General features: G+C 42.2%; 7 protein-coding genes. 1 reads left to right on the plus strand and 6 read right to left on the minus strand.

Annotated features, from left to right (window positions below; genetic code table 11):
* Window positions 1-55: 55 nt before the first annotated feature.
* Window positions 56-3,040, minus strand: a complete 2,985-nt coding sequence (locus B3H30_RS06595; RefSeq protein WP_046674242.1) for a SusC/RagA family TonB-linked outer membrane protein — start codon at window positions 3,038-3,040, stop codon at window positions 56-58.
* A 433-nt stretch (window positions 3,041-3,473) separates the two neighbouring features.
* Between B3H30_RS06595 and B3H30_RS06600 the strand changes: the two genes are divergently transcribed.
* Window positions 3,474-7,430: a hybrid sensor histidine kinase/response regulator transcription factor gene (locus B3H30_RS06600; RefSeq protein WP_254667730.1), complete on the plus strand. Its 3,957-nt coding sequence runs from the start codon at window positions 3,474-3,476 to the stop codon at window positions 7,428-7,430.
* 220 nt (window positions 7,431-7,650) lie between these two features.
* On the opposite strand, the gene B3H30_RS06605 is transcribed toward B3H30_RS06600, so the two are convergent.
* The 5 genes from B3H30_RS06605 to B3H30_RS06625 all read right to left on the minus strand — a co-directional run bounded on the left by B3H30_RS06605 (window position 7,651) and on the right by B3H30_RS06625 (window position 15,053).
* The gene (locus B3H30_RS06605; protein ID WP_112374269.1) at window positions 7,651-8,976 is read right to left on the minus strand and encodes an MFS transporter; all 1,326 of its coding nucleotides are present in this window, start codon (window positions 8,974-8,976) and stop codon (window positions 7,651-7,653) included.
* A 100-nt stretch (window positions 8,977-9,076) separates the two neighbouring features.
* Window positions 9,077-11,386, minus strand: coding sequence for a family 65 glycosyl hydrolase domain-containing protein (locus B3H30_RS06610; RefSeq protein WP_070567638.1), 2,310 nt, complete (start codon window positions 11,384-11,386; stop codon window positions 9,077-9,079).
* A gap of 100 nt (window positions 11,387-11,486) precedes the next feature.
* Entirely contained in the window at window positions 11,487-12,134 is a 648-nt protein-coding gene (gene pgmB / locus B3H30_RS06615; RefSeq protein WP_286833750.1) for a beta-phosphoglucomutase, read from the minus strand.
* A gap of 33 nt (window positions 12,135-12,167) precedes the next feature.
* Entirely contained in the window at window positions 12,168-14,027 is a 1,860-nt protein-coding gene (locus B3H30_RS06620) for a glycoside hydrolase family 13 protein (protein WP_115047572.1), read from the minus strand.
* A 6-nt stretch (window positions 14,028-14,033) separates the two neighbouring features.
* Window positions 14,034-15,053: a SusE domain-containing protein gene (locus B3H30_RS06625; RefSeq protein WP_070567640.1), complete on the minus strand. Its 1,020-nt coding sequence runs from the start codon at window positions 15,051-15,053 to the stop codon at window positions 14,034-14,036.
* Between the last annotated feature and the right edge of the window lie 12 nt (window positions 15,054-15,065).

A 15,065-nucleotide genomic window follows, 5' to 3' on the forward strand; every position in this document is an offset into this window, starting at 1 on the left:
TAAATCAATCTTAATACTCTCCTCTTTTTATTATCTAATGATCTACAGTATACGCTTAAAGTGAGAAGTTAACCCCCAATAGGATATTTCTTGCCGGTGGATATGGTAAATATTCGATACCCAACGAAGGAATACCATTTGTTGCACCATCTGTATTCACCTCAGGATCAAACCCTGTATACTTCGTGATGATGAAAAGATTCTGTCCAGTAAGGGATACATTTAAATTCTTCAGTGTTCTGCCTACATTTCCAACACGATAGCTTAAAGTAAGATTAGCCATTTTTAGATAATCACCTTTTTCAAGGAATCGCGTCGAAGGCGCAGCCGAATTGGAAGTAGACTCTTTTACAGCTGTATTAAAGAATGCTGAACCGATATTCCGTGATGACAAATTGCTCAATCCCAAAGTTGTCGCTGCCGTATTATTGAATAGATAATGTCCAAAAGCGCCATTCATATTGGCAGCCAAAGAAAACTGTTTATAATTTACATTGGTGGAGATACCCAATAATGTGGTTGGATTTGGACTGTTCATATAAAACTTATTAATTGCAGGATCGTTGGCCGTACTGATACTACCATCCTGTCCACGGTACATGCTCATTCCGGTTTGCGGGTCGATACCTTGGTAATCGGCCAAATACCATACATTCAATGGCTGGCCATTGACCATTCGTTGTCCCAATACACCAGAAAAACCTTGTCCGCGGAGTGCTCCTGTCTCATAATAACCAACAAGGCCACTTACACTATTCTTAAGAAATGTTGCATTACCTGTCAAATCCCAAGTCCAATTGTCATTTTTAATAATTGTACCTGTCAACGCGACCTCTACCCCTTTATTGACAATCTCACCGTCCAAATTTACCCAAATACGTCCCGCAGGAGCTGGCTGTGCAAGCGTTTGCTCAAATAGCGCATCTGTGGTCTTTTTATTAAAATAATCAATGGATCCATATAGACGGTTGCCCCAGATTCCGAAATCTATACCCGCATTGATCGTCGTCGAAGTTTCCCATTTCAAGTCAGGATTTCCATAGTTAGCCTGGCTTACACTCTGATTACCGAAGACCAATCTATTCAATGAGGCACCAGAAGGGAATTCTTGGTTACCTGTTTTTCCCCAACCCAATCGCACTTTCAATTGGTCAAAGATACCGGAAGACTTTAAAAACTCTTCCTGATTAACATTCCAGGCTACGGCCAACGAAGGGAACATGGCGTATTTGTTGTTTGAACCAAATTTCGTTGAACCATCCCTTCGCACTGTTGCAGTGAATAAATAACGGTCTAAGTAATTGAAGCCGCCCCGTAAAAAAAGCGATTGCAATTGGTTTGTTGGACTTCTATACGACGATATTTCACGCGTGGAAACAGGCGTATATTGTAGATAGTCAAAATAATCTAACCCCAGGTAGCGAAATCCACCGCCAAAGGAAATGTTATTATTATAATTATAATCCAAATACTCGTAGCCTGCTACTGCATTGACACTCCAATCTGAATTGATTTGTTTATTGTAGGAGAGCATATGCGTCATTTGCAAGTTGGTTTCCCCGTTATTGGAGATAAAAGCCTGCTCATTGTTCACAGCAGAAGGATCAATAAGCCCGGCGCGGTACATACCCTCGCGGTTTCCTGTTTGTCGCATCGCACTATAAATAAAGCGATACTCTAAATCATCTGTAATTTTATAATATGGCGCCAAATTGACCACCATTGTATTGGTTGTCGCCAAGTCCTTAAAGGCTTCAATGCTTGTCAATGGATTTCGTGTGGTTGAACTCACAAAGGTCAAATTACCTTGCTCATCGCGTAATGGTCGCGTTGGATTCCATTGCAGTGCTTGGGAAATCACATTTCCTTCAGAACCTACCATCGCATTGATCGGTGCGTATTTATTATCCATTTGCGTCAAAAAGACTGCAAAATCCAATCCCAATCGTTTGTTTTCCAAAAAACGGAAATTCCCGTTAAAATTGGCTGTATATTTCTTCAGTTGTGAGCCACGAATAATACCATTTTGGTTTAAATACCCACCCGAAAGACGGTATTTACCATGTTCGGTTCCGCCCGCCACGTCAGCATAGTAATTTTGCGTGATGGCTTTTCTTGTGATTGCTTTAAAAGCATCCTCATTACCACCAAAATCAGCATTTGCCACTTCAGATGGTGTATAATATTTCAACGCCTCTCTGAATCGCGCTGCATCCAATACATCAGGATATTCCCGCATGGTAGAAACACCTGCAGAGGCTCCCACAGAAACCTCGGGCTGTCCTACTTTACCTCTTTTCGTGGAAATAATGACTACACCATTTGCCCCACGTGATCCATAAATTGCCGTAGCCGAAGCATCTTTAAGGATGTCCATACTAGCAATGTCACCCGGATTTAAGTAAGTTAAAGGATTTCCTCTGTCGGAAGAAAAACCTCCTCTTCCTTCGGGCAGAGGGGAGTTGCCCGACATCGGCACACCATCGAGCACAAATAACGGGTTGTTACTGGCGCGGATCGATGAATTCCCACGAATACGTACTGTGGTTGATCCCCCAGGTTGCCCCGTATTGTTAATCACCATCACCCCTGGTGTCTTTCCTTGTATGAGTTGGTCGGGACTGGTCATGATCCCCTTATTGAAGTTTTTTGCTCCAATAGTGACCATAGACCCCGTTAGATCTTTTTTACGGGCCGTACCATAACCGATCACAACGACTTCATCTAAGCCCTGACCGGCACTAGGTTCAAGCGCTACCGTGATATCGCTCCCCACAATAGGTACTTCTTTTAAAGTATATCCGATAAAGGATACTTCCAGCGTTTTAGCTTCACTGGGAATAGTCAATGTAAAGGAACCTTCCGTGTCTGTTGTGGTAGCCGCGGTACCCCCTTTTACTTTGATCGTAGCTCCTGCCAATGGACTTTGAGTCTCATCTACAACCTTCCCCTTCAAGACTTTCGTCTGGGCAACTACAATAAAAGATACAAGCAGAAATGTGAGCGTCATTACGCATTGTGCAAGTAGTTTATTTTTCATACGCTTTTTGATTGGTGGTTTAATTGATTTTTTATCGTGTGCAATAGATACACAGCTGATAATAAGTGATTTTTAATGGTTTATTTTTAGTCCTAAAACTCATTTGAAATGAGTATGGTCTTTCCCGATTATTGCAAATACGTAACGATCAGTATCAAAATCGTTAACGCCCAAATGGAATACCAAATCATCGTGAAGATATTGCCGCACCTGTAAAAACAAAAACCTAACAAACTGAAAAACAAGGATACAGGATATACCTGTCATAATTCTAGGGCGAAACATACGTTTATATTTGGTTATTATTGTTTTATAAAAATGCGCAAATCCTTGTATCTCGTCCAATCAGAGCGTCTCAATTTTATATCAAAGCGTATCAGTAAAACTCTTTTTTATCTTTTAATTGCCTATTTTTAGTTCAACGTAATCAGTTTTGAAAAGAATAACCACCATACTCCTTTTGTATATCTTGCTGGCAGTTATCAACCTGCAGGCACAATCGATCTATTTTAAAAACTATCAGACCCACGATGGCCTTTCCAATAGTACGGTCAAATGTATTACACAAGATATTCAGGGTTTTCTGTGGCTAGGAACGAGGAATGGCCTTAATCGTTTTGACGGTAATCAATTTAAAATATTTCGACACAATGCTTCAGATTCGACAAGTATCGGAAGTTCTTCTATTTTAAGCCTCCTCACAGATAGCAAAGGTGTCCTATGGGTGGGTACCACACGGGGTGCCTATCGTTACGATCCCATAAAAGAAGATTTCAAACCATTCAAGCTCATATCCATCGGTGAAGTAAATGCCATACACGAATACGCAGGCTTTATATGGTTGCTTTCCAATGGAAAACTGTACCGTTACAATTCTTATACAGGAGAAATATCCCCATTTGATCTCAACAAAAATACCCTAGTAGCGATCACCAGCAGTAAGAAAGGTGGGTTGTGGGTAACAGACAATAACAGTACAATACTACGGTATCAGGTTAATACGGGTAAATTTTTCCCTGTTGATCTTAAAAAGATCGATCGACAAACACTAGCGAATACCAAAACCGTATATGCGATCAACGATTCATTGCTAATGGTCGGAACAATCAATTCGGCTTATTTGTTTGATTTCAAAAATGGCACATTAAAAAATCTATTTGCAAGTCATTACCCCAACAAAGTCATTCAGGCAAACTGTATTATTCAACAAACAGAGTCGACATACTGGATTGGAACTGAAACCGGAATATACACCTATGATATTCACACAGGCCAGAGCCAACACATCAAAAAAGACCTGCTCAATCCATTTGCCATTTCTGACAATGCTGTCCTGAATTTCTATCGGGACCGTGAAGACAATATCTGGTTTGGAACATTTTTCGGTGGCTTTAACCAATACAGCAACCAATTCGACAATTTCAAGAAGTATTTGTCCGGATTTGGAAAATCAGCCCTATCAGGTAATATTGTACACGATATCAAAAAAGATCGCTATGGAAATTTCTGGATCGGAACAGAAGATGGCGGATTGAACAAAATAGATGCCCAAACACAACAAATCCAGCATTTCATTGCCAACGGAAAAAAAGGCAGTATTGCGCATAACAATGTCCATGGCTTGGCAACAATCGGCGACGATCTTTGGGTAGGATCCACCACACATGGACTTGACATTCTCGACGTAAAGACTGGAAAATTAAAAAAGCACTATGACCGCATCGGCCAAGGTCCCTTACAAAGTAGCTTCGCCGTATGCATTTATAAGTCCAAAGACAATACGATGTTTGTTGGCACAGACCGCGCTTTATACGCCTACAACAAAAATAAGGACAGTTTTGATCTCCTTCCTATTCAAGCATGGATACAAGGCATTTATGAAGATGAATATGGTATACTCTGGATCAATACCTATGGCAGTGGGATCTTCCAGTATAACCGCAGCTCGGGAGAAATACAGCATTTGCTGTCCGAACAAGGTAAACAAAATACACTCGTCAATAATTACGTCAACGGCCTATTTGAAGACAGCAAAAAGAATTTATGGTTTTGCACCGAAAGCGGCCTTTCGAAATACCGCCGTGATGGACGTTTCACCAACTACCTGACCGAATCCGGTTTACCTTCTAATCAAGTATTCAAGGTCTTGGAAGACGACAACAACAGCATCTGGATATCGACCGGCGGTGGACTGGTCCGGCTGGACGAGGGTGTCCCTCGAAGGGTCATCTATACCTCCAGAGATGGGCTTCCCGCAGATCAGTTTAATTATAATTCGGCTTTTAAAGATAGCGACGGAACTTTATATTTCGGGACTATCAAAGGAATGGTAAGCTTCAACCCCACAAAATCCATTAAGAACAGTTTTATTCCACCCATATTCATCAGCGGCATTCAGATCAACAATGTCAGTGTGCCGGTTAGTGAAAATGGCATACTCAAAGAATCCATCTCCCTATCAAAAGAGATACACTTAACCTACGACAATTCCAATATCAGCTTCCATATAGCAGCCTTGAGCTTTGTTTCCCCAAAGAGCAATCCCTATCGTTATATTATGGAAGGTTATGATAAAGGCTGGACCGATATTACGGGAAATCAAAAAATATATTACAATAAACTTCCACCAGGTACGTATACGTTTAAGTTCAGGGGTGCAAATAACAACAGCGTCTGGAATCCGACAGAAAAAAAACTGCTCATCATTGTTTCGCCCCCCTGGTGGCAATCAAGCTGGGCGTACTTACTTTATTTTGTGAGCTTTGGTACGATTATACTGCTCGTATTACGGTATTATTTTCTACTTATAAAGGCCAATAATGCTCAAAAGATGGATAGCTATGAACGAAAAAAAGAACAGGAAATTTATAATCTCAAACTGGAGTTCTTTACCAATCTGGCCCACGAAATTCGTACGCCACTCACCCTGATCAAAATGCCCCTTGAGAAAATAATAAACCAACAAAAATTTACCGATAGCGACACAGCCAAGGATCTCGCATTAATTGAAAAGAATACAGCGCGTTTAATTCGCCTGACCAACCAACTACTGGATTTTAGAAAAGCAGAAACCAACAATATGAGCCTTATTTTTACTAAAACGGACATCAACACACTCCTATCCGAAGTATTCCACGACCTAAATTATCTTGCAAAAGATAAACAGTTGCATTATGAGCTTAGCCTGCCACGTATCAGTCTCGCTGCTTATGTGGATGAGGAAGCTCTCCGAAAAATCTTTACTAATCTTATTCACAACGCCATCAAATATGCAGATGAAGAAGTCTATGTTAGGCTCCTCCCTTTTAATAGCGATGATATTATGTTCAATATCGAATTTAAGAATGATGGTGAGCTTATTCCTTATGAAAAAAGAGAAAAAATATTTGAACCATTTTATCGATTGAACGAATCCGATAAAGATACGGGGACAGGTATTGGCCTTCCCCTATCCCGCTCCTTGGTCGAATTGCACCAAGGAACCTTGTCACTTGTCTATCTGGAAGAAAACCGCAATATATTCCTGCTGTCTGTACCGATTTTTCAAGAACAATCACTGGACATCAAATCTTTTCAGGAAGATAATGACGATCATGTATTAAATGATAAACCAGACGAGCAGGAGGAAGAAAAACCGGTGATTCTACTCGTCGAAGACAATAAAGAAATTCTCGCCTACCTCAATAAAGAATTAAAAACCAGCTATATAATCCTACGAGCTGGCAATGGTGCCGAAGCGCTCGAAATATTAGACCAGGAGAATGTACAACTGGTACTGACAGACATCATGATGCCTATTATGGATGGCCTAGCTTTATGCAGACGTATCAAAACAGATATTCTCTATAGTCATATTCCCGTGATCTTTCTGACCGCAAAAAATGCATTGGATTCCAAAATTCAGGGATTAAAAAATGGTGCCGATGCTTATATCGAAAAACCTTTTTCGCTTGAATTCCTCATGGTACAAATACGCAATATTCTCAAGAACCGAAAAATTATCAAGAATTACTTCACTAACACCCTCAGCTCCAACTTAATAGATATCAACGTTTCGGGTCCTGACAAAGATTTCATCAGTCAGCTCAATACGGTTATTTATGAGAATATTTCAGCGATAGACCTTAATGTGGATGAACTGGCCAAACTGATGCATATGAGTCGTCCGACCCTTTACCGTAAAATCAAAGGACTCTCCGACCTAACACCCAATGAATTGATCAATATTTCACGATTAAAAAAAGCGGCAGAACTGCTTACCCAGAAAGAATACAACATTACCCAAGTATCAACGATGGTAGGTTACACCGTGCAATCCAATTTTTCCAGGGACTTCCATAAACATTATGGTATGTCGCCGAGCAACTATATTCTTGAAAACAGTAAATAATGTATACGTGTTCAGCAAATGATGGTGCATTTTTCAGCAATTGATACGCACAAGTTTTAGTAAATCGAACGAAATTATCCCGCTGTGTAAAAGCGAGCCGTGCTAACTAAAGCAAATTAGTATACTTAAGGAGATGATGAAAATCCAATTGCAGGAGCTGGGCCAAGTGAGCAGAAAATCGTAGACGTAAGCTCTATTTACTACGTCTACGATAATGATCTTAGCGTTTACTCTTGGGAACAAAGAATGCAGCCAGCAGCATAAATACACCGGCCAACAACAAGCCATAAATGGATTGGCTATGAAAAAAATATTTGATGATCATTCCTCCAAAAAATCCACATACAATCTGTGGTAAGGTAATGAAGAAATTGAAAAGCCCCATATAAACCCCCATTTTCCCTGCAGGCAGGTGATCGCTCAAAATGGCATAAGGCATCGCTAAAATACTTCCCCAAGCGATACCAATACCGATCATGGGAAGAATCAGCAGATTAGCATCTTTAATCAGAAACAATGAAATCAACGAAAGTCCTCCAATGGAAAGCCCAAGCGCATGCGTTTTTCCACGCCCGAGCTGTTTGGCTATCCGCGGAATAAACAAAGCATATAGAGCCGATACCCCATTGTAAATACCAAAAAGCACGCCCACCCAATTGGCCGCCTCCATATAAAGATCCTGCCGATTTCCTTCCCGCAGGTAAAAAACCGAATCTGCAATCGCAGGAGTTGTATATACCCACATCATAAAAAGGGCAAACCAGGAAAAGAATTGAACCCAACCGAGTTTGCGCATGATCAATGGCATCTTACCAATATCGCTGGCAATAGCGCGCAAACCAAATTTTGGCGCTGTCTCCTGTTCAACCACCAGGGTATCGGAAAATGACCGTAATTCCTGTGGCGTATATTCCTTCGTTTTAAACACCGACCACAACACCGTTAGAAGCAGTACAAAACCACCAAAGTAAAAAGAATATATCACATTGTTTGGCACCTGACCAGCTTCGGAAGTTCCCTGCACATGAAAATATTTTGTCAGTATAAAGGGAAGTAACGATCCCAATACGGCTCCAATACCGATCAGAAAGGTTTGTACGGAGAATCCAAGACTACGTTGGTTACTCGGTAGATTATCGCCAATTAAGGCTCTAAAGGGCTCCATTGTCACATTGATGGAAGCATCCATAAACATTAATAGTCCTGCTCCTATCCAAAGTGGTGCTAGCAATGTGGTAAATACTGCTGCATTCGGCATCAAAAACAGGGTTATGGTGGTCAGCAGTGCACCCACCAAAATATAAGGCCGACGACGCCCCAATTTATTCCAGGTTCGATCGCTATAATGCCCGATAATTGGCTGCACAATCATCCCCGTAATCGGAGCTGCAAGCCAAAACAGCGACAGGTGTTCTACATCAGCACCAAATGTCTGTAGAATACGGGAAGCATTGCCGTTTTGTAAGGCAAACCCCATTTGTATGCCCAAAAACCCAAAACTCATATTGATGACCTGGCTAATGCTTAATTCAGGTTTATTTCCCATAATAGGCTATCAAAATTTAAGACAAAATACAATTTAATTATCACTTAATCCCTATTTTCAGCAGGATAAGATTGGTTCTTACGCTGCTGAAAGCAGGGGCTTACCGAACCTGAAACACCTGCTTTTTGCTTTGTGCAGCCAGAATGAAAGCTTCTGCCTCCGTCTGGATATGGGCCGCAGTGTCACTGTCATTTTCGATCGTAAATCCATCCGACCGTACCGTAATCAACAAGGTCGCACCGCGAAATAAGACACGGAATTTATACCCTTCCCACTCTTTAGGCAACATTGGATTTAAATACAGTTTTCCGTCCTTAATCCGCATTCCTGCAAAGCCCTCTACGATTGTCATCCAGGTACCCGCCATGGAAGTGATATGTAAACCGTCTTCGGTATCGTTATTATAATCATCCAGATCCAAACGAGAGGTCCGCAGATAGAATTCATAGGCTTTTTCTGGTTTATTCAACTTAGCAGCCAATATCGCATGGACGCAAGGAGAAAGCGAGCTTTCATGTACCGTAAACGGCTCATAGAATTCATAATGTCGCCTTAAGGCTTCAAGATCAAACTGGTCTTCGAGAAAGTAAAAGCCCTGCAGCACATCGGCCTGTTTGATGTAACAGGAACGTAGAATCCTATCCCAGCTCCAACGCTGGTTGATCGGTCGTTGAGCCGGATCAAGTTCGGCCACAGGAATTAACTCTTTGTCGAGGAAACCATCCTGTTGCAGAAACACCCCGCGCTGCGCATCAAAAGGATAATACATGTTATCGATAATATGCTGCCATTTTTCCTGTTCCTCCGCTCCTATGGCTAACTTCGTTTTTAATGCGTCAGCAATGTCGGAGTTCAGCTGCGCCAGCTTGTTTAAACAGTCCAGTGTATATTCTAGGCACCAGGAAGCAATCCGATTGGTATACCAGTTGTTGTTCACGTTGTTTTCATACTCGTTTGGTCCCGTCACCCCCAACATGACATATTGCTGGCGCTCAGCGCTCCAATTAACGCGCTGTGCCCAGAATCGGCTTATCGCAATCAAGACTTCCAAGCCGTGTGACCAGATGTAGTCCTGATCACCGGTGTAACGGACATAGTTATAAATCGCGAATGCAATAGCTCCATTGCGATGAATTTCCTCAAACGTAATTTCCCATTCATTATGGCATTCCTCACCATTAATCGTCACCATGGGATAAAGTGCAGCTCCATTGGTAAAGCCAAGTTTAGCGGCGTTTTCGATGGCTTTACCCAATTGCTGATGACGATAAATCAACAAGTTACGCGCAATATTTGGAGATTGTGTTGCGAGGTAAAAAGGAATACAATAAGCTTCAGTATCCCAATAGGTGACACCGCCATATTTTTCTCCGGTAAAACCTTTCGGACCAATATTGAGTCGCTCATCTTCGCCGGTATAGGTCTGGTTGAGCTGAAATATATTATAGCGTATAGCCTGCTGCGCAGCAACATCACCACTGATTTCAATGTCACTTTCTGCCCAGATCGCTTGCCAAGCTGCTGCTTGTTTCTCCTTTAGTTGCTCATAGCTCAGTGCATCTAGCTTATGTAAATTGACCGAAGCAGCCACTTCTAGCTCTGCCGACACATGGTTCTGTGATGTAACAATGGAAACTCGCTTTTCAACGCGACAAATTTGAGATTCGCTTAGCTCGGTCTTATAAATTTCTGCTATACAGCCTCGACTTGTCACCGTATCTTGCACTTCGACAACGGCTGTAGGTCCTGTCACGGTAGTTGTAAGCAGGGCGTACACCTCAAAGCCAGTTTTCTTGGTACGCGCCGCCACAAAGGTATTTTCACCATCTCTTCCCTGCGCTGTGCTTTCCCAAAATTGCTCGTCGTAGTTACTGTCTCGATTGACAACTTCAGCATTTAAATGCGAGCGGACCTCCAAAGCAATCGGACCGGAAAGTGCCTGTATGTTGTACTGTAATGAAGCTGTTTCCGAAGCAAACAGATGATACATCCGGCTTGCTTCAACCTTCAACTGTGCCCCATCGGGCATTTCCACAATAAAACTGCGGTATAAAACCCCATTTTGCATATCCAGGCGACGTTCAAAAGATTTGACCGCAACTTTGTTTAGGTCGAGAACCTGCCCATTCACTAGAATATGTAGGCCTATCCAATCGATGGAATTGATGACCTTGGCAAAATATTCGGGATACCCATTTTTCCACCAGCCCACGCGTGTTTTGTCAGGATAATAAATACCCGCTAGGTACGATCCCTGTAACGACTTCCCGCTGAATTCTTCTTCAAAATTAGCCCTCTGCCCCATCCGACCATTACCAATAGCGAAGATACTTTCCGAAAATTCATTATGTTCGGGACGAAAGGTGTCTTCGATAATTTGCCAAGGGTTATGTTTGATATATGTTTTCATCTTTATATTTTTTTCAATGCGCGACGGATACTCTGCCTCAATCATTCTGGTCTTCTTTGCCAATATGATCTACGCCTTGCTTCCATCACTTGAATTGCTCTTAAAATTTATCGACTAAGGCTCCTAAATCGGCTACCACTAAATCTGCTCCGTTAAGATGTTCAGCCTGCCCAATCCCTATGACCTGCATGCCGGCTGCCCTTGCCGCATCGATCCCCGCCTGGGCATCTTCCAGCACGAGACAGCATGCCGGCTCAATTCCCAAAGCCTCAGCTCCCTTCAGGAAAACTGCTGGATTAGGTTTAGACAGTTGCACCACATTTCCATCAATCAATACGTCGAAATAGCTGATAATCCCCGTTTTTTCAAGGATGCCCTTCGCGTTCTTGCTGGCTGACCCCAATGCAATCTTAATTCTCTTTTTCCGGAGTTTTTCTAATAGATCCAAACTACCTGAAAGCAAGTGGTCAGGGCTGAGTTGTTCAATCAGCTCCAAGTACCATTTGTTTTTAAGTGACAGCAAATCCGCTTTTTCAGCATCGGATATTTTCGCCCCCGCCCATTTTAAAATAAGCTCGAGGGATTCAATGCGACTGACCCCTTTCAACTGTTCATTGTCAACAAGAGAAAACGAATAACCCAAGCCTTCTGCCAATCTGTGCCAGGCTTGAAAATGGTAGACCGCCGTATCCACCAACACACCGTCCAAATCAAATATTACGGCTTTTACAGTATTATAATTAATCATCGAAAAATGAATTCTATAGAATTTTAAATTGTGTTAAAACTTAAGCTCAAACACTTTAGTCTCGTAAGCGTCCAACTTCAAGCTATGGTCAACTGGATTGGTCTCTTGCTTTTGAATAATATCGAAATAGGACTTCACCTGGTTATTTCGTTCCCTAAAGCGATCGAGTTTAAGTTCCTTCGCGACATCATTGCAATTCATCACGACCATAACAGTTTGCTTTTCGTTGTAACGGAAATAAACATATACGCCATCTTCGGGCACATATTGCATCGTTTTACCGGTTTGCAGAACGGTATGTTGTTTTCGGTAATTGGCTAAGGTCTGCACATAACTCCACATATCCTGCTCGGCTTTCGTTCTTCCGTCAGCTGTAAATTTATTCGATTTGTCACCTATAAAACCACCCTGAAAGTCTTCCCTTAGCAAGCCGTCGGGATTAGAGAAATTCTTCATCAGAATTTCAGCTCCATAGTACAACTGTGGGATACCCCTTGTTGTCATAAGCCAAGCCATTGCTGATTTATATTTCTGCACGTTTTCGCCTACAACGGAGAAAAAACGATCCTTATCGTGGTTATCCAAAAAAAGCACATTTTGCTCTGGATGTGGATATAGAAAATCTGAGGCCAGGGTCGAATATAATTTATTGGCTCCGGCAGTCCATTCTGTCTTTTGGTTGAGCGCATCACCTATGGCATAATTAAGCTGAAAATCGGTTACGCCCATCAACTTGGAATCCACGTCCTGACCAACTCGTTTTCCGCCCAGAAAATAAGCCTGATTGGCAACCCCGTGTACCCATGTCTCCCCAAAAAAGGTAAACTTTGGATACTCCTGCAGAATGCGATCGGTCCATTTAGCCATAAAATCCAGATCATTGTACGGATAGGTATCTATTCGGAATCCGTCTATTGCTGCGGTCTCTATCCACCAGATATGGCTTTGGGTCAGGTAATTTTGAACGTATGGATTCTGTTCGTTCATATCGGGCATGGTGGGAACAAACCAACCTTTGACCATTTTCTTTTTGTCATCTGCCGAGGCATAAGGATCAAAAACAGCCTGATCTTTGTAGGATGTCTGCGTATAGGAAGGCCATTCATTGAGCCAGTCTGCCATCGGTTTGTCTTTCACCGTCCAATGATAACTTCCAATATGATTGGGCACCACATCAAAAATCAATTTCATCTGACGCCGGTGGAGCTGTTCGCCTAATTGCACATAAGTGTCATTGCTGCCAAAGCGAGGGTCTATATGATATGTTTCGGTATTGGCATAACCATGGTACGAGGCCTGTGGCATGTCATTGGTCAACACGGGAGTCAGCCACAAGGATGTAACACCAAGATCTTGCAGGTAATCCAGTTTCCCGATAATACCTTCCAAATCGCCACCATGACGCAAGTACATTGAATCCCGGTTCAAGCTCATATCCAACATACCTTTCACTTGATCATTTGCCTTATTTCCATTGGCAAAACGATCAGGCATAATCAGATAGATCAAATCGGCACTGTTTACTCCTTGCGCTTTTACTTTTTGATCTCTTTGCTTCAACTCATAACGATAAGTCAGTTTTTTCTTTCCTTGACGAAAGGTAAAAGTTGACCATCCCGGTTGGGCCGAAGCAGCCACCTTGACATCCAAAAACAGGTAATTGGGATTTTCTACACGATTGATTTTGACTAGTTCGATGTTCTTATCTTCGATCTGAACTTCACTTTTTCCTATCTCAGGTCCATAAACCACAAGTTGTAGCGTCGGATTTTCCATTCCGACCCACCAGTTTAAGGGTTCGACACGTTGAATGGATTGCCCCATCAAGGGGCTCCATCCAAGCACAGTTAGCGCTACCAATAGGGTGGTGATCTTCATATTTCTTTTTAACATAATCTGCTATTTCTTCGTCAACGTATAAGTATTTGCATTGAAATCCACGACAATATCATAGGTACCGGCATTGGCAACGGCGATATTTGCACCGCCAGCAGCCAAGGTGCCATTAGTCCCGCCAAAATTGGTTCCCCAATCGTGGTTTTTACGGAATTTGATCTCGCCTGCAGTCAAGCTCACTGTGAGCTTCCATACCTGATTGGCATTGTCGAATTTCATATCCGTATCGGCATCCCAGCCCTTAGGCGTGGCGCTACCAATAATGCCCCAGCTATGGTCTTTATAAGAAATCGTGTTAGCTGTTGTGTTTACTTCCAATTCGAGATTACCGGCACGTGGAGCCTTGATGTCTTGACCACCATTGTAAACGATCTTACCTGGCTCTGTTTCTCCATATGAATTGCTCCAATTTCGCTCAGGAGTCAGTTTAAAGGTCAATTTTTCTTCTGGAAAATTGATGATACCGGTATAGATCCCATTACTCGTCGGCGAAATCAACGATTCAGCATTGGCTTCAACCCAGTCCTCATAAGCCCCTATGGCATATAAATAACTTGTTGAAGCGAAGGGGATCGCCTTCAGACCAGCTAAAGCAGAATACACCACCGTAATTTTAGCGTTGATACTTGACTTTATGCGCACGTCAAATTCAGAAGTGGTCCCTGTTGACACACCCAAAGCAAGTAAATAGCTATTCAGCTCATAACCCGTAAAACCTACGGTGCTCCGACCACTAGGAATAACCACTTCCTTTACAGTTTTAAAATTGTCACCTTTAAGCCCAAACTGAAGGACATTGGTCACTGCAGCCTGAAAACCAAAGTCAGGCTGAATCATATTAAGGTGCAGTACCGTATCCTCTGCGTTATCTTTTGACAAGGTTACATTCGTTTTATCGAGGCTTAAAGTCGCCGGCTTTATGTCCTCCCCGCTAGCCAATATAGCGCGCGTCTCGTCTTTTTTACAACTTTGGAACGCCACGATAAATAGCAGCATGATTCCGATATAGTGTCTAATTTTCATCTGTTTAATTTT

Origin of the sequence: Sphingobacterium sp. UBA7038 (assembly GCF_002494055.1) — a bacterium.
In the GTDB taxonomy this organism is placed as follows: Bacteria; Bacteroidota; Bacteroidia; order Sphingobacteriales; family Sphingobacteriaceae; genus Sphingobacterium; species Sphingobacterium multivorum.

Excerpts from the sequence above, each read along its gene's own strand:
- B3H30_RS06605 (WP_112374269.1), bottom strand. The coding sequence starts at position 8,976 with ATGGGAAATAAACCTGAATTAAGCATTAGCCAGGTCATCAATATGAGT.
- B3H30_RS06595 (WP_046674242.1), bottom strand. The coding sequence starts at position 3,040 with ATGAAAAATAAACTACTTGCACAATGCGTAATGACGCTCACATTTCTG.
- B3H30_RS06610 (WP_070567638.1), bottom strand. The coding sequence starts at position 11,386 with ATGAAAACATATATCAAACATAACCCTTGGCAAATTATCGAAGACACC.
- B3H30_RS06625 (WP_070567640.1), bottom strand. The coding sequence starts at position 15,053 with ATGAAAATTAGACACTATATCGGAATCATGCTGCTATTTATCGTGGCG.
- B3H30_RS06620 (WP_115047572.1), bottom strand. The coding sequence starts at position 14,027 with ATGTTAAAAAGAAATATGAAGATCACCACCCTATTGGTAGCGCTAACT.
- pgmB (WP_286833750.1), bottom strand. The coding sequence starts at position 12,134 with ATGATTAATTATAATACTGTAAAAGCCGTAATATTTGATTTGGACGGT.